Here is a 19632-nt window from a genome sequence, read left to right on the forward strand (position 1 = left end):
TGAAAATAAAGCAGTAAAAGAAGTGGGTTTAAGGTGTTGGTTAATATAGTTTTAAGGTAAAAAAGCAGTTCAGATTAAGTAAGATAGAAACTTTAGTTGCCTGTTAAAAATAGATTTTATATATTTCCCTATTAATTTTATTGGTTTTATTATACTTTTGTTAAGAAAAACTATAAATTTGACACCCTTAAAAGAATCCCTTAAATGAAAAGAAGCTCTAAAAGCATATTATTACTTTTAGCAACATTTCTACTGTGTATAAATTCAAGTGCTCAAGTGCTTGAAAGTATCGTTATTAACGATTTAGTGGGCGTGAGTAATAGAGCTCTTTGTGATCAGGTAGGAGGGACAGATTATTCTCTAGATATAAGTTTCACTGGTATTTTTGAGGATGCTAATACTTTTACAATAGAACTTTCTGATGAAAATGGGTCTTTTTCAGACCCAGCTAAAGTAAAAACATTAAGAACACTTATAAGCACAGCTGCAAATGACTACAATAAAGGTCAAGGTATGGATAATATTAGTTTTCAGCTGCAAGAAGGAACTTATGGGAAAAACTATGTGATACGTGTAAAAACAAGTAATCCTGTACAAACAGTACAAACAGCTTCTTTTGAAGCGTATTATGACATGTTTGCAGAGGGTGAGTTATCTATAAATAATGGTAACTCTTTTACATTATGTAATGGAGAGACAAGAGAGGTTTCCTTAGATACCAATGTTATTGGAGAATATTTATGGTATAGAAGAAATGGTGGTACGGATGAACTGGTAGCAACTACACAAGAACCTAAATATACGATAGCAGAAACAGGACAATATTATGTAGTAATTGATTATGGCTTGTGTGGAGGTCCAAAGTCAAGGTTTTTAACCGTTGATGGTCTTAGTGGAGCAGATACGCAAATTAAAGGGGCGTCAACTATTGAAATTTGTGGAGATCAATCTCATACATTTGAAGCAAATGCTACTAATACTACTTATACCTATAATTGGTATTTAGATGGCCAATTAAAACAATCTTCAAATAATCCAACATACACAACACCAACTGCAGGTCAATTTGGTACATACCGTTTAGAAATTGAGGCAGGAACATGTACTACAGTTTCAAATGATGTAGTATTACGACAACAAACAGATGCAGGATACACAGTAACCAATGAAGGTGCTCTGAAACGAATTATATTATTTGGAGAATCAAAAGAATTGTGTATAAGCCATGATGCTACACCTATTGAAGATGTAACCATTGAATGGTTTAGAAACGGGGGGGCAATGGGAACAGCTGTGCGAAATCAATTATGTATTGATGCAACAACAGCAGGAACTTACTTTGCAAGAGTTACAAAAAGTACAGGTTCTGCTTGTGATGCTGTAGTTGATTCAGAAGAATTTGTGCTATTAGCTGTAGACTCATTTAATGTAGTAATTAGAACTGCTACTGATTATGAAGAGTGTAATTCAGCTACTACAAAGTTAAGCATGGTAGGCGTAAAAGCCATAGCTGAAGATGGAAACGAATATGATTTAACTTCCGATCAAATAGCTATGCTAAACTTTGACTGGAAAAAAGATGGAATTTCTACCGGAGGAACAAGTGAAGAGTATACTGTTAATTCATATGCTGATAATGGTTCATATACATTAACAGTAAGTACAAATACAGGAAAAAGTGGTGATTCTAATGCTATTGATGTAAAGCTAGTAGAGGTGCCTCAGGTATCTTCTACATCAACTTCAAACTCTTTATGTGCAGGTTCTTCTATTGTTTATACAATAGATAACTTTAATACGAGTTATACTTATCAATGGATAAAAGACGGTGATGAAGATGTAACCCCTACAGACCCCAAAACATTAGTAGTAACTGAAGTAGGGGAGTATGTGTTAAAATATTCTGATTCAAGCTGCAGCAACGAGTTAGCACCGATAAATGTTATTCCTTTTGAAGATTCAGCAGTAACCGTTACTCCATCAGAAATTGTTGTGCTGGAAGAAGGAGGTTCTGCTATAGTTGTGGCAGCTGGTGGAGAAACTTATGAATGGTACCAAGGAGAAGATACTTCAGGAACTTTGTTGTCAACAACAGAGCAGTTAGAGGTAACTGAATTAGGTTTTTATACAGTGCAAGTAAAAGTAGGTAACTGTACACTATATAAGACAATAGAAGTAGTAGAGCCAGATGGACAAATTATAGTGCCTAATATTGTATCGCCTAATCAAGATGGAATTAATGATACTTGGAAATTGTCTAATTCGTATGCATACCAACCAAGTGTAGAGATAATATTGTATAATTCAGGTGGAAAAGAAATTTTAAAAACAACTGATTACAAAAATGATTGGCCTGTAGAAAGTTTAGGCAATCAAAAAATATTTTATTATAAGATTATTAGAGAAGGTAGGCTTATTAAAGCAGGAACGATATCAGTAATAGATTAAATTTTAGATGATTAGAAAAATTACTTTATTTATTATTATAGTATTAAATGTGTTTGTGGTACAAGCACAGTTTTCTGGTGGTGAACAGCAATATAGTAGCTTTAGTTCACGTAACTTTATGAAATTTAATCGTTTTTTAACGGTACCTACTTTTTCTGCTCTAAGAGAAAATAAAACTTCACTTTCTGCTATAGTTAGGAATAGTAATGTTGAGTTTGAAGACAACCCCAGATTATATTTGGCTACATATTCAGGGAAAATGCGGGAAAATGTAGGAGCTGGTTTAGCAATTTATCAACAAGAAGTAGGAGTTTTTAAAGATTTCGGTGCCTTAGCTAACTATGCGCACCGTTTGCAGTTAAATGAAACGATGGATTTAACTTTTGGATTTAACTTCCTGTATAGCAGAAGAAGTGCAGATGGGTTAAAAGTAAATTCAGCAGAACCAGATCCTCAAATTTCAAATTACCAAGATCTTCCTATCGTTAATTTTCAACCAGCAATAACATTATCTATAGGAAAGTTTGATGTAGGAGTGTTTTTTGAGAATTTAGTTGATTTTAATCTGAAAAAGAGTGAAATGGCTACTTCTTTTGGAGAAAAAACATTTTCAGGACATTTAATGTATTCACATGAATTAACTTACGCAAAAGGACTTTTTGAAGGAGCAGATATACGAATGTTAGCAATGGCAAGAAAACCGGGAAATGGAGAATTTGGTTATGGGGCAAATGCTATTGTAGATTTACCTAAAGCAGGTTGGGTAAAAGCGGGTTATGATAAAACGTACGGTATTTCAGCAGGTGTAGGAGTGAATTTATCGGATAAGCTAGCAATTGGTTTTACCTATGAAAAGAGTAGTTTTGCCGCAACTAATGAAATAGGGTTGATTTATAACTTTGGAAAAAGGTCGTTTACTAGAGAACGCCCTAAAAGAAGAACAGGCAATGTAAAAGTAAACCTTCCAGAACGAGCACCAAAACGTGAAATTGAATATAAAAATCCAGAGCACAACGATTTATCTGATGAAATTCAACAAGCACAAGATTCTATTGATATTCTGAATAAGAAAATTGATGAGGTGTTACGTTTATTGAAAAATCAACCAGCACCGAAAACAACTACAAATACAGTAATAATAAGAGATACGGTTCAGTCAAAAGATACTTCATTAAAAAGAAGGTCAAATAAACCATGGCGTAAGAGTACAATAACACGTTCAGGAGGAGGCGGTACTATGTATTATGTAGTTTCTGATCAGTTTAGAAGTAAAGAAAATGCAGAAGCATTAATAGATAAATGGTCTCGATTAGATATTGAAGCAAAATATGTATTTGAACCTAAGAAAAAGTTGTATTACGTTTACCTTGATAGGTTTGCAAAAGAGGAAGATGCAGAAGAAGAGGTAGATAATTTTAACGATAAAACTCGATTATTTGAAAAGAACGATGAGAAGAAAGATAACTCAACGATAAAAGTTCAAAAAACAACAAAAGATCCAGTATATGTGGTTAAAATTACTTTAGGAGGGGCACTGAGTAGTTATGAAGAACCTAAAACACAACCACCTGCTAGAGTTTATCCTATGGAAGCTGAAGGAGTAGAACCAGGGTACTATTTAAGAGTATATGTTAACTCACAAAAAGCATTAGCAGATAGAAATGTAGATGAGTTACGAAATGATAATATAGATGCAGATTATTTTGTAGACCCCAAAACAGGATTTATGCATGTTTACATTTTTAAAACAACTGATAGAGCAGAAGCAATAAAAATGTACAATACAAATTTAAATGGAGCCTTTTACGATCGTAAAGCAATCGTACAAATAAAATAGAATACATAACAGAAGAACTTGATTAATTAATTCCCCCAATTGAAATTATGAAAAGAATAATTACTTTATTAATACTTGTATTACAAACCTTTTTTAGTTTTTCACAAGAAGAACCGGAAACAACTTCAAAAGTTTTAAATGAAGCAAAAGGTTATGCTAAGTTAAAAGCATCCTTATCATTAGAAACGCAAAAATATGGAGCCAAGTTAGCAGCTGGTTTTAATCAACGTACTATAAATCCTGATGGAACTTCAGGTGGTATAAACATAAAAGGAGATATTACATTTATAGCCAATAATGTTTTAAGTAGAGATCGAGGTAATCAATATGATCCTGAGTATCCGTATGACGGTTCTAGTTCAAATGGAAATCTCAATATGCAATATATTGATATAGATAGTGATGCCTCAACATTTTCATCAAGTTCTGATGTGTTAAGTTTACCTACTTGTTCAAGAGTAGTATATGCAGGATTATACTGGGCTGGGGTTTACCCATATGAAACATGGAATTATGAAAACAGATCAGGTAACCCAAATCAAATTAAATTTAGATTACCAGGAGGGGTTTATCAAGATATAACTGCAGACGAAACAGTTTATGACCAAGGTTTTAGTTATGTTTATTATAAAGATATTACATCTGATATTCAAGGGCTTTCAGCTGTAGACCCAGAAGGTCATAACGGTACATATGTTGCAGCAAACATTAGAGCAACAAGAGGAGAGGATCCAGATGGGCTAGGAGGTTCTGGAGGTTGGACCATGGTAGTAATTTATGAAAATCAAACACTATCAAGTAAAAACATTGCTATTTTTGATGGTTATGCTGATGTAGATGGAAGTAATGATGTGGAGTTATCATATTCTGGTTTTACTACGGTGCCTGTTGGAAACCCAGCAAACCCAGCACCAGTAAGAGTTAGCCTGTTGGCTGCTACGTTAGAGGGGGATAGAAGTATTTCAGGAGATAGGTTTCAAATAGAAGATACTAGTGGCAACTATGTAAGTCAATCTACACCAAATATAAACCCAAGTTATAACTTTTTTAATGGTTCTATAAGTATAAATGATCAATATTTAACTTCTCGTATTCCAGATAGTGAAAATACATTAGGGTTTGATGTAGACTTATATCAATTAAGTAATACTAATAATAGTGTTATTACTAATGGGCAAACTTCTGCTAATGTTAGATTCACTACTAGTGGGGATGTTTATTGGCCTTTTTTAAATGCTTTGGCAGTTGAAATAATTGAACCAGAGCTACAAATGGTGAAATCTGTTTTAGATGGTAGCGGTAACGATATTCAAGGGACACCTGTAGGCTTAGGTAGTGAATTATGGTATAATATAAGCTTTCAAAATGTAGGTACTGATGATGCAACTAATACGGTTATAACGGATAGGTTACCTAAAAATGTAGACTTATTAGAAACTTCTACAGGAGGAACTGTGTATAATGGTGTGCGTTTCGACATCGATTTACCTGCCGGAGTAACAATAGTGGGGTATGAAGCACCATCAGCAACGAATGGTTTTAGAGCTCAAGTAGAGTTTGGAATACCAGATAGTATGGTACAAGAAAATGGAGCAGAATATAATATTCGTTTACATGTACAAGTTGTTTCTGATTGTAATGAGTTAAGAGATGTCTGTTCTAATGTGGTTCAAAACCAGGCTTTTGCTAGATTTGAAGGAGTTAGAGGTGGAGTTGTAGTAGACAATGAACCTAGTTATTCAGGTTTTGATAGTTGTGATTTTGGTATTGTAGGATCTTCAAACTTCTTAGTTAATTTAGATGATTGTGATTTTAGAAGAACAGAGGTTCTTTGTGGAGGAAGTATAGAATTAACAGCAGGAGACGGTTTTGATACTTATAGTTGGGAAGATGAAAATGGTCAGTTTTTAGGAAATACTCAAAGTATTACAGTAAGTAGTGCAGGAGTATATACTGTAACTAAAACAACAACCTTAGGCTGTATTACAAAACCAGAAATTGTAGAAGTAATAAGTTTTGCTAATGTGTCAAACCCATTAGCTCCACCTTTTGCAGATAGATTCAATACATCTTGTACTAGTAATACTACAGAGTTGGCTGAAATTTATTTATGTGGAAGCACAACAGAATCAAGAGATATTACTTTACCTTTCGCAGGATCAAATACAACTGTAGAATGGTTTAAATTAAATGGAGATGGTGGTTGCGGCTATAACTTTGAAACTGAAGATTGTGCACCTACTTCTACTGGATGTTCTTGGAGTTCGTTAGGAACAGATTTAACTCAATCTTTTGATGAAACAGGAGCTTATAAACTAGAAGTTTTATATGACGGTACGTGTCCGAAAACATATTATTTTAATGTATTTAGAAACTCATTAACTCCTACTGTTGTACCAACTGATATTTTATGTGGTACAGACGGAAGTATTGTGGTTAATGGTGTACCTGATGGGTATGAATATAGTTTATCAGGCAATGGTACAACGACTCCTTTTCAAACAAGTAATACTTTTTCTATAACTAACCCAGGAGATTATACTGTAACAATTCGTCAAGTTGGTTCTAACGGATCTTGTAATTATGTTACAGATAGTGTAAATATACAAAGTCTAGATATTGGTTTAAATGTGCTTACAAATATTGATGTTTGTGGTGGAGCATCAGAACTTACGGTACAGATAGAAAATGTTCCAGGTAGATATTCTTATGAAATAAGAAAGGATAATGTATACATGGCAGGGTCTAATGGCTTTATTGATAGCAATGACCAAAGATATACCATAACAGAGAGTGGTACTTATGAAATTCTTGTAAGTACAGAAGGTGGTTGTTCAGCAAATGAAACAAGAGTAATAACGTTACCTGAGCCAATTGCACTTTCAGCAATTACAACAAAAAACATTACTTGTGAAAATGGTAGCTCTCCAGGAATTATAACACTAACACCAAGTGAAGGAACTTCACCATACGAATATGCTGTAATTTCTGTAAATGGAACTCCAGTAGCAGATGTTGATAAAGTATATTTTACTGACACAACGTACGAAGTTCCAATGGGAAGTGAAGGAACATATGTGTTTGAAGTAAGAGATGATAACAACTGTAGCACAACTGCTGAAGCTACTGTTGTGGTTGAACCAGCATTGCAGTTTACGGCAACACCAACAAATATTGCATGTAATGGAGATAATGATGGTACGATACAAGTAACGTTAACAGGAGGTGATGCTACAGGATATACTTTAGAATATAGTATAGATGGTTTTTCTACAACGAATAATACAGGTGTATTTTCTGGATTATCAGTTGGTTCTTATAACATTGATATTAGAGCCTCAAAAAACACCTATCAATGTACTTACCAAGTAAGTGCTACAATTACAGAACCACCAGCGCTTAGTGCAGAAGTAGTAAAAGAAAGAGACTACAACTGTGGTGCAGGAGGTAAAGTAAGATTTGAAAATGAAACTGGAGGTACTGGAGGATATGAATATGGTATAGGTACTGTAGATGGTAGTGGAAACGTAACAAATATTGATTATTATTCTTTTGATGATAACGGGTCGGCAGAAGCAGTATTTAATAGTTTGACTCCAGGATTCTACCGTTTTTACATAAGAGATGAAAATGGTTGTGTATATGAAATACCAGGAGATATTGAAATTTTGGATTCTCCAAACGCACCACAATTAGTACCAGATATAACTTATAATTGTGACGGTACAGGAAATGTAGTATTAGGACCACCTTCAGAAATAAAAAATAATTACGAATACTCTCTAGATGGAGCACCAACAACTAATATTAATAACTTTCCAAATTTAGCCCCAGGTCCTCATGAGATTTTGGTATACTATAAAGGTCAAGATTGTAGTACGTTAGTAAGTTTTGTTATTGAACAAAATCAAGCGTTTACAGGTAGTATTGTAGGATCTACGGATAGTGAATGCTATGGGTCAGATAATGGAACCGTTACTATTTCAGCGAATAACGTTATTGGAGGAAGCTTTGAGTATTCTACAGACGGAGGAACTACTTGGTCAATGACCGCCGATAATCCATATAGGGTTGTAGGATTGGCTGCAGGAACATATAATATATTTATAAGAGAAACAGCCAACGGACAAACTTGTCCAATAGACTTAGGAAATGTTGTTATTAATCAACCTGAGGAGTTAACACTTTCTGCTTCAGCTACTCAAGAAGTAACTTGTAATACAGCAACAGGAACAATAACAGCTTCAGCTACAGGAGGGATTCCTCCTTATACATTTAGTATTGATGGAGGGGCTACTTGGCAGTCATCCCCAGTATTTTCAAATGTACCACCAAGAGCAACTGATTACATTGTAATGGTTAGAGACAGTAGAAGCTGTAATGAATGTGGATGTACAGCAAATTTATTTGAAAATGGTGGTTTTGAGTTACCTGCTAATTCAGCAACAACATACCAGCAAATGAATGAAGATTTAGTTCCAGGTTGGGATTCTACAGCGTCGGATAATTTGATTGAAATTTGGTATAATGGATTTAATGGAGTTCCCGCTCATGAAGGTAACGCTTTTGCAGAATTAAATGCTAATACGGTTTCTTCTTTATACCAAGAGTATTGTACACAACCAGGAGACGTAATTAATTGGTCAGTAGCACACAGAGGTAGAAGTGGTGTAGATGAAGCAACTGTAAAAATAGGAAGTGATTTAGCTACCGCTTCAGTTGTTGAAACTATGAGTGATGGTACTTCTGCATGGGGAGTATATTCAGGGACATATACTGTTCCTGTAGGACAATCAACTACGGTTATTGCATTTGATGCATTGTCGACGGCTGGAGGAAATAACACTGTAGGAAACTTTATTGATGATGTACAAATTAATATTAATAGAACAAACTGTGTACCAGTTAGTGTGCCTATAGTAGAACCAGCTTCTGTAGATTTTACGGTAACACCAGTAACATGTTATGATGGTAGTAATGGAACACTTACGGTTAATGTAACTTCAGGTAATGATGATTACCAGTTTAGTTTAGATGGTGGAGCGACATGGCAAACACCTAATGCGGCAACACCAACAGAATACATTTTTACAGGATTAACAGATGGTACTTATGATGTTACCGTACAAGATGGTAAAGGTTGTAGCGATACACAACAGGCAACAATTCTTCCACAAGTAACAGCAACAGTTACTACAGTAAGCGCAACATGTAATGATGGTCAAATCGTAATTACCCCAAGTGGAGGCGATGGAACTTATCAATATTATATAGAGGATACGTCAAGTGCTATTGCTCCAATAACGACAACATCAAGTCCAGTAAATGTACCTTCAGGTACATATAATGTATATGTAAGAGATAAAAATGGAGGAACAGACTATTGTGAATTTACAGATACAGTAACAGTAAATCAAATAGTAAATCCTACACATACAACTACTGTTGTACAACCTAAATGTAATGGAGAAACAGGAACAATTAATGTTACTGTAGCCAACGGTACAGCAAATTATACAGTTACCGTTACAGGTTCTGGAGCTCCAATAACACAAGGGCCTTCAAATGGGTTGAATTATACATTCTCAGGGTTAGCTGTTGATACTTATCAAATAGTAGTGACTGATGCTAATGGATGTTCATCATCACCTACAACAGAAACAATAACAGCCCCATCTGCTTTAACAGGAGGTAGTGCTACAGCAACAGATTTAATGTGCAGTCCTTCAGGAACTATTTTAGGAACAATCACTTTTACAGCTCCAACAGGAGGTACAACAGATTACTTATATTTTTATAAGTTAACAAGCGATAGTAATTATACACAAGCAGGAAGCACTACGGTAACAAATCTAGCTCCAGGAAACTATGATACCAGAGTGGTGGATGCTAATGGATGTATTTTAGACTTAAACCCAGTAACTATTGCAGATTTACCTACTGAACCAACATTGAATAGTACAGTAGATTATAACTGTGATGGAACAGGAAATATTACAATAACTCCTTTAGATGGAACTTACATTTATTCATTAGATGGAGGAATACCACAAACAGGTAACAATGTATTTAATAATGTAGCAGTAGGAACCCATACTATTTCTGTTGAATATGGGAGTAATTGTACGACAGATATTACGGTAAATGTTGAACCAAATCAAGAGTTTACAGCTGCTATTACAGGTAATTCAAAAACATGTATTGGAAGTAACGATGGAACAATTACTGTAGAGACTTCTTTTCCTTCGAATACTCCAACTTCATTTGAATATAATGCTAATGGAAATGGATGGCAAGCAGCAGGAACAAACCCATTTACAATAACAGGTTTACCAGTAGGACTAAACACGATTGAAGTTCGCCCTAATAGTGCATCACCAGCAGCTTGTACAATAACATTACAAGAAACATTGGTAGATCCAACACCAATAGTGGTAACGGCACCTGTAACAAAAGAGATTACTTGTAATCCTGCTACAGGAGCTACAATTACTCCAGATGCAAGTGGAGGTAACGGACCAACATATACTTATGAATTATTAGATAGCTCAAACAATTCTATATCATTTACAGATGTGCCAGCAGGAACTTACACAGTAGTAGCAACTGACAGGTTAGGATGTACAGGTTCTGTGGGGGTAACAGTTGCCCCAATAGAGACAGTAACTTTTAATGCTGAACCTCAGTGTTATGATGGAACTAATGGACAAATAGTTATAACAGTTAACTCGGGTAATGGTGATTATACCTTTAGTTTAAATGGAACTACATGGCAAACACCAACACCTTTAACCTCTAATACTTATACATTCTCTGGATTATCTGATGGAAATTACACAGTATATGTACAAGATGGCAGAGGATGTACAGAGAATACTCCAGTAACTATTAATCCACAATTATCAGCTACAGCAACACCTACTAATGCAAGTTGTAACCCTACAGGAGAAATTTTAGTGAATGCTACAGGAGGATCAGGAAGTGGATATGAGTTTTCAGTAGTGACTGATGGTTCATTAGCAGGAGCGTATGCATCAACAAACCCTGTCACAGGTTTAGCATCAGGAACTTATGATGTGTATGTGAGAGATGATGAAGGCTGTGAATATGTCGTTCAAGATATAGTTGTAGCTTCGGTTACACCTGTTGAAATTGACGTTACGACTAACGAACCAACTTGTAATGGAGATACAGGAAGTATAGATGTAGCAATTTTAGCCAATACAGGAGAGTCTCCTTATACAATTACAATTTCTGATAGTGGAGGAGGGTATACAAACACAATTAATAATTTTGTAGGATCAAGTATTAGTTTCGATAATTTAGCAGTAGAGACTTATACCATTACAATTACAGATGCTTTAAATTGCCAGGATACAAAAACTGTAACATTAACAGATCCACCAGCAATTGTAATGGATATAGAAGATGTTTTACCAGCAGGTTGTATTGAAGATACATCTCAGACAGGGTTTAATTTTATTAACATAGATCCTGTAACTTATTTACCTAATACTTTACAGTATAGTTTAGATAATGGTGTTACATGGATAAACTTTACTGATACGAATGGTCAAATAAGAGGATTAAACTCTGGAGACGTAGTACACCCTGTATTACAAACAATTGATAGTTCTGGTACTACACTGTGTTTAGTAGCATACGGACCATATGAAATTCCATACAACGTTACCGGTTTAATTGTAGACCCTATAGCAAACCCAAGTGACTGTTCAGTTGGTTTTTCGGTAACTGTAGAAGCATTAGGAGGTGGTTTAACTAGTGAATTTGAATTTGCCATTAACTCCCCTTCAGGTTGGGTTGGACCTGATGCACTTAATAATGGAACACTTGGTGATCCAGACAGAACATATACTTTTACAGGTTTAACACCAGGATTAACGTATGAATTTTTTGTTAGAGATACAAAAGGGACAGCTGATCCATCAGATGATTGTATTGAAAAAAATAATGAAGATCTTTATATTGATTTTACTCCTACTGTACCTATTACTAGTACTGTAAATAATCAAGCCTGTTTTGGTACAAACTCAGGTCAAATAACATTCACAATAGATAACACTAGTGGTGATTTATCGAATGATTTTACTTGGACATTGTATGAAAGAGATGCAACAACAAATGTAGGCTCAGCAGTAGCTGGTTATACAAATATTGCACAAAGTGGTTTTACAAATATTACAGTAACAGGTCTTTCACCAGGTATATATTATATAGTATTAACGAATGATATAGGAACTTGTGATTTCGGAAGTCAAGATGTAGAGATAATTGAAGGAACAGAAATTTCAGGGCAAGTAACTAAAGTAAGAGATATTACTTGTAGTGTAGATGGTTTAGTAAGAATTGAAAATGTAGTAGGAGGTTTCCCAGGTTACACTTATACTTTTAATGTAACAAATGGAACTGGAGTTTTATCAGGTAATACAATTACTGTTGCAGCAGGAACTGTAACTGGTTCACCAGTAACAGTTGAAGCTTTTGCTCAAGATACGAATGGTTGTGGACCAGTAAGTTTAGGTACGGTGGCTTTAAATTTAAGCCCTTCACCAAATATTGTCTCTGCAATTCCTGCAAGCTGTGATACAAATAAAACAATAACAGTTAATGCAAATAATGGTACAGCTCCTTATAGTTACTCTATTGATGGAGGTACAACATTTACTTCTCCAACAAGTAATACGTCATATACCTTTAATGGATTAACACCAGCAAGTTATGATGTAGTAGTTAGAGATGCTAATGGGTGTACGGATACTGCAACAGGAATAATTGTAAATCCAGACATAGACTTTAACTTAAGTGTAACTCAAAATGCTACTTGTGTACCAGGTAATGATGGTCAGGTAGAAATAAATGTAACTTCAGGTACTGGAGGAAATTATAATTATTCATTTGATACAGGGTCAAATGGAACAATAACTTCCCCTGCAACTTCAACTACAGTAATTTCACTTGCACCAGGAGTACATAATGTAACTGTTACTGATGTAAACTCTGGTTGTTCAGAAACGAAAGCAATTACTGTTCAAGATCCTGTTGAACCTAGTTTTACCTATGTAGCAGAAAATAGTTTATGTTCAGGAGATAATTCAGGAACCATTACTTTAACGGCAGTTGATAATGGTATTTTACCAGTAACTTATACAATTAGTCCTGTAGCTGGTACATATGATGGTGATAGTACATTTACTAATTTACCTCCAAATACGTATAGTATTACAGGTACAGCAACTAATGGATGTACAACAACAGTTACCGATATTGTAATAACTGAATATATCGCAGTAGCTCCATCAACACCAATAGTAACAGAGTTTGCTTGTACAACAGGTAATACAGTTAATGTTGCTACGGTAGAATTACCAACAGGTACCACTGGTGGTTCAGGAACTTATACACGAGTAGTATTTACTTACGATCCTGCAGATGGAAGTGCTGATGAAATTCAAGATTCAAATAACTTCACATTTACGACATCAAATACCGCAGGAGGTACTGTAAATATAGATGTGTATGATGACAAAGGGTGTTTAGGAACAACTACTGCAACGATTGCTCCTTTTGATGCACTTTCTAATCCTATTACAACATTAGATACAGCAATTACTTGTAGTGCAGGTGAAGATATTACTGTAACCTATACTTCAACTTTAGGTACTGCAGCTAATATTACAATTCAAGGAATCAATGGTAATAGTTATGCGGCTGTAACTCAAAATGGTGTAACTTCTGGAGATTTTGACAATTTACCAACAGGAGATTATGAAATAACAATAGCACACCCTACAACAGGATGTGAGTTGGTAACATATTATACGGTAGATGAAGAGCCAGAATTTGACTTATTAATTACAGATGTAGTAAATGAATCTTGTAGAGAGAATGATGATGCTAGTGTATTAATGAGCTTTAGTACTTCAACACCATATGCAGGACAATATGATTATGTTGTTTATGATGCTAGTGACGATTCAATTTATAGAACTGTAAATGGACAAACAGGAGACTCTCCAATTGCTAATTTAGATGCAAATCCAGGTACTTCTCGTACATATTATGTCATTGTTACGATGACTGATAGTCCTGATTGTGAGGTAAGAAGTCCTAATTTTACTATTTATCAACCGGAAAACTCATTATTAGTTTCTGCTGTAGTTGATCCATTAGTAAGTTGTAATAATGGTTCTGATGCTACGATTACAGGAACAGCAACAGGTGGTTGGGGTAACTATGAGTATCAATTAGAATTACAATCTACTCCTAATGTGGCTTATGGAGGCTTTGTTTATAGTAATGATAATATATTTGAAGGAATCCCTCCAGGTGATTATAGGGTACGTGTAAGAGATGGAAATGGATGTCCACGCTCTACCACAGTAACCGTAGTTAATCCAACACCAGTAACATTCAATGTGACTCATAATGATAATGTATGTGATACATCTTTAGGAGGCAGTATTGAAGTAATTGCAGCAGGAGGTACAGGTACGTATACTTATACTTTATCAAATGCAGGAGGAGTTGTTGAAACACAAATTTTAACAGCAACAACCTATACCTTTACGAATTTACCTGCTGATGATTATACTGTGAATGTAGTTGATTCAAATGGATGTGATGCAGGTACACCAACAGATGTTACGATCAATCCAGATGTAAACTTCTCGTTAGTTGAAACGAAGAAGGTAGATTGTTCTGCATCACCAGATGGTATTGTAACAGTTGATTTGGTTAACTGGACTTCTGGTAGTAACTATCAATATGATGTAGCGGGTTCTGTAGATGGAGTTTTAGTAACTGGAGGTATTATAAGTAGTGATCCATTCACAATATCAATCCCTGGTGGAAATACAACACCGCAAACGTATACAGTTACAGTACGTGATACAGATGCAACACCTGTATGTGATGTATCAAAAACTATTGAAATTCAACCAGAAATAAGACCTGAGTTTACAGCGGTTGCTTCAGTGAATGATATCTGTTTTGGAAGTACAGATGGTGAAATTACAGTTTCACCTACAGATAATGGAATTTTACCATTAACTTATACAATAAGTCCTGACCCTAATGGAGATAGTGGAGTTTCATCAAACTCAAATGTAACATTTACCAACTTATCAGCAGGAACTTATTCTATAGTAGGAACAGGTTCTAATGGTTGTGATACAACAATGAGTGTAACAATAGATGAGAACCCAGTGATCGATATCTCAAATGCTATTACAGTAACGCAGTTTGCTTGTACAACAGGTAATACAGTTAATACTGCAAAAATAGTAGTAGATAAAGGAGCGATTACAGGAGGTACAGGAAACTATGTACGAGTTGTTTTTGAAGATGCAACGGGTAATGTATTACAAGATGATAGTAATTTTACTTATATATCAACTGATTTAGCAGGAGGAGATTATACTGTAAAAGTATATGATGAAAACACAGATTGCTTTGTATCTCGAGTAGTTACTATTAATCCATTTACACCAATGACTGATGCTACAATTACAGTAACAAAAGCTATTGATTGTAGTACAGGAGAAGATATTACTGTTAAAGTAAATCCAGATATAGCGAATGTAGAATATACAATTACAGGAGCCAATACGGGATATACAACAACAGTAGTACCTGCAACAGCAACTGATGTAGCTGTGTTTACAGGGTTAGCAACAGATAGTTATACAATTGCAATTTTAAATCCTGCTACAGGTTGTATTTTAGAAGCATATCATACAGTACAAGAAGCACCATCTTTTGATATATTCTTAACAAATATTGAAAGAGCATGTTTTGGAGGTACAGGAAGTGTAGATATATACTTTAGTCCTGCTACACCTTATACTGATGTGTACAATTATGAAGTGTTTACTATTGGAGGAACATCAACAGGTATTACAGGAAACGGAACAGGAGGAACACCTACTACCGTTTCAGGTATTGCTCCAGGAGAGTATTATGTACAGGTTACAATGCCAAATACGCCATTTTGTACATCTCAAACAGCTAACTTTGAGATTTCTCAACCAGATAGCGACTTAACATTGGCAAGTGATTTAACATACTTAAAGTGTACTCCTACAAACTCAGGAGGAGTTAAGTTAACAGCTAATGGAGGTTGGGGAGCTTATCAGTATGAGTTGGTAAACAACACTTCAGGTTCAACAATTCAATCATTTGATAACAATGCTATAATTACAGGTTTAACCGCAGGTGATTATACAGCAACTGTTAGAGATGTTAATGGATGTACTGAGACAACAACTTTTACATTAACACCTGGAACAACGATTACAGGAGACTTAAACGTTACTCCAAACCTTTGTGAAGGAGAATATACAGCAACTATTGAAGTAACTAATATAGCTGGAGGTCAAACACAAGACCCTAATTTAACATACAGTTATATATTAGTATACCCTGACGGAACAGAAAGTGCAAGTCAGTCATCACCAATCTTTACGAATTTACCAGCAGGTGTTGGATATTCAGTAAAAGTAGCAGATGGATATTCTTGTGATGGTCTTTTAGGTCCAGTAGATATCATTGATCCTATTGAAGTAGTTGCTTCAGCAGAAATTACAGTAGATATTACATGTAATACTCCTCAAGCAACAGTAGAAGTTACAGGAGCAGGAGGTACAGGTCCTTATATGTATAGTATGGATGGAATTACCTTCGGAAACACAAATACATTTAATGTAGATGCAGGAGTACACCAATTCTATGTTAGAGATAGTGAGTTATGTGTTTCTGAACCAGCAACAGTAACAGTTGGAGCTTATGAACCTTTAGTAGCAACACTAAATATAGATTCAGCATTTATTACGTGTAATGGAGATAGCAATGCAGTATTATCTGCCAATGTACAAGGAGGTTTTGCAGATTACGAATACCAATTACTAGACGGAAACGATGCTCCTTTAGGTAGTTGGCAAACGTCAAACACCTTTAGTGATTTAAATGTTGGTACTTATAAAATAAACGTAAGAAGTACCAATAGATTTGGTGTAGAGTGTTATGCTATAACAGGAGAGCACACAATAACAGAACCAGATGTATTAGAAGCTACTGTAACAGCAACACCAGTTACGTGTTTTGGAGGTAACGATGGTACTATCACGGTTAATGCACAAGGAGGTAATAACGATTACGAGTTTAATATCGCGTCAGATCCAAGTAGTCCTGAGTTTCCAGAAACTAAGTTTGTAAAAAACAATGTATTTGAAAACTTAAGTGCAGGAGTTTATTGGATTACAGTAAAAGATGTTGTAGGTTGTTATTTAGACCCTATAAGAGTTGAAGTAACACAACCAGATGAGTTTACAGCAACACTAGTAGGAGTAACTGAACAAGTATGTATTGATGATCCTACACCAACAATTGAGTTAAATGTGCAAGGAGGTACACAGCCTTATTATGTAAGTATTAATAATGTAGAGTTACCGACTCAATATACTACCAACTCAATAATATTAGGAGCAGCTGAAAACATTCAAGGAGGTACAGCGTACTTTATCACAGTTAGAGATGAAGCAGGATGTAACGTAGTAGATCCTATAAGAGTAACTACAGGAGAACCGGTAGATATACAACTAACAGTAGACTTTGAATATACTTGTCCAACAGGTAATATTATCTTAGCAATAGTAGATGAAGCTTACAGAAATAATATGTCTTACACATTATATGATGGAGCAAATACACTAATAGCTACAAATACTACAGGAGAGTTTATTGATGTACCAGCCGGATCAGGTTATTATGTTACAGCTACACACACAATAAGTTCTTGTTCTCAAAGTTCTACTAGTAGTCCAATTGATATAGTGGACTATCAACCATTAACCTTAGAAATTGATGATTCAGTTAAGAATACATTAATTGCAAACGCTGACTTTGGTTTACCACCTTATGAGTACAGTGTAGATGGAGGTGATTTTGGACCAGATAATGAGTTCTTAATCTTACAAACAAAAGACTATACCATTACGGTTAGAGATGCTAGAGGTTGTGAGGTTACACTAACTGTTAGAGGAGAGTATATATCTATTTTTGTTCCAAACTTATTTACACCAGATGGAGATGGAATAAATGATTACTGGTATCCTCGTGAAGTAGAAGATTATCATGACATCAAAGTGTTTATCTATGATAGATATGCACGTAATATTGCAGACTTTAAAGGTACTGTAGAAGGATGGGATGGTACTTATGAAGGTACACCATTACCATCAGGAGATTATTGGTATACAATTTACTTTAAAGAGTTATCAGGTCAAGAGAAGAAAATAATGGGACACTTTACACTATATAGATAATAACAGAAATGAGAAAAATAATATTAATTTTATGTGTAGTATTAAGTAGTGTAAAAGTTACTGCACAAGAAGTAGAATTACCACAATATGTGAGTCATTTAGCTGATAACCCGTTTTTAATATCTCCAACGTATGCAGGTATTGGTACTGGATTACAGGTTAGATTAAATGGAGTAAGCCAGTGGATTGGGGTTAAGGATTCTCCAGATACACAATCGTTAACAGTTGAAGCTCGTTTAGCTGATACTTTTGGTGGAGGTATTACTTTATTTAATGATAAAAATGGATATACAACTCACAAAGGAGCTAAATTATCGTTTGCAAGTCACTTAACATTAAGTGACTTTCACGATAGCTTTTTATCATTCGCATTAAGTTATAGTTTTATTCAGTTTGGTATTGATACTTCAGAAAATAATTCAGGGCAAGTAGTACCAAATAGAACACTAAATAACTCAAATTTTGATGTAGGTCTATTATATCGTTACGAACGATTTAGTATAAGTCTTAACGCAATAAATATTCTAAATAAGGAAATTGAAGATTTTCAAACTGGTGAACCAGAAGTATTAAGAAAGTATACAGTTTTTACTTCTTATACCTTTACAAGGTTAAGCAGAAACTTTGAATTAGAGCCTTCAATGTTAGTAGAATATAGAGAAGCTGATAAACGATCTAGAACAGATATGAACGTTAAAGCAAGAAAAGGAATTAGAGACGGATATGTTTGGGCTGGGGTAAGTTATACATTCTTAAACGATCAGTTTTTTCAACCAAACGCTATTGCACCACTATTTGGTTTAAAAAAGAACAATTTATACTTGTCTTATGGTTTTAGTATTAATATGAATAAGACACAAGAATACAACTACGGTACACACATGATAACACTTGGGTTTGACTATGAAAGAAGACCAAGTTTAGCACGTTGTACACAAAAAATGATTATGTTTTAATAATAAAAACATATAAATTATGAAATCCTCAAGTGTTAGCTTGAGGATT

At 34.8% G+C, this 19632-nt stretch carries 4 protein-coding genes; all 4 read left to right on the forward strand.

Translation table 11 applies throughout. The features are described 5' to 3' along the window. Positions 1–204: 204 nt before the first annotated feature. From D6T69_RS07695 to D6T69_RS07710, 4 genes are read left to right on the forward strand one after another with little or no spacing between them, the layout of a single operon-like run. Positions 205–2448, forward strand: coding sequence for a T9SS type B sorting domain-containing protein (locus tag D6T69_RS07695; protein WP_125067194.1), 2244 nt, complete (start codon positions 205–207; stop codon positions 2446–2448). A 7-nt stretch (positions 2449–2455) separates the two neighbouring features. Further along, the gene (locus D6T69_RS07700; protein ID WP_125067195.1) at positions 2456–4285 is read left to right on the forward strand and encodes a PorP/SprF family type IX secretion system membrane protein; all 1830 of its coding nucleotides are present in this window, start codon (positions 2456–2458) and stop codon (positions 4283–4285) included. A gap of 47 nt (positions 4286–4332) precedes the next feature. Next, a complete protein-coding gene (locus tag D6T69_RS07705; RefSeq protein WP_125067196.1) occupies positions 4333–18627 on the forward strand; it encodes a T9SS type B sorting domain-containing protein in 14295 nt (4764 codons plus the stop codon). Positions 18628–18635: 8 nt separating this feature from the next. Continuing rightward, a complete protein-coding gene (locus D6T69_RS07710; RefSeq protein ID WP_125067197.1) occupies positions 18636–19583 on the forward strand; it encodes a PorP/SprF family type IX secretion system membrane protein in 948 nt (315 codons plus the stop codon). Positions 19584–19632 lie beyond the last annotated feature (49 nt).

It is taken from the genome of Tenacibaculum singaporense (genome assembly GCF_003867015.1).
Classification (GTDB): Bacteria; Bacteroidota; Bacteroidia; order Flavobacteriales; family Flavobacteriaceae; genus Polaribacter; species Polaribacter singaporensis.

Excerpts from the sequence above, each read along its gene's own strand:
- D6T69_RS07695 (WP_125067194.1), top strand. The coding sequence starts at position 205 with ATGAAAAGAAGCTCTAAAAGCATATTATTACTTTTAGCAACATTTCTA.
- D6T69_RS07700 (WP_125067195.1), top strand. The coding sequence starts at position 2,456 with ATGATTAGAAAAATTACTTTATTTATTATTATAGTATTAAATGTGTTT.
- D6T69_RS07705 (WP_125067196.1), top strand. The coding sequence starts at position 4,333 with ATGAAAAGAATAATTACTTTATTAATACTTGTATTACAAACCTTTTTT.
- D6T69_RS07710 (WP_125067197.1), top strand. The coding sequence starts at position 18,636 with ATGAGAAAAATAATATTAATTTTATGTGTAGTATTAAGTAGTGTAAAA.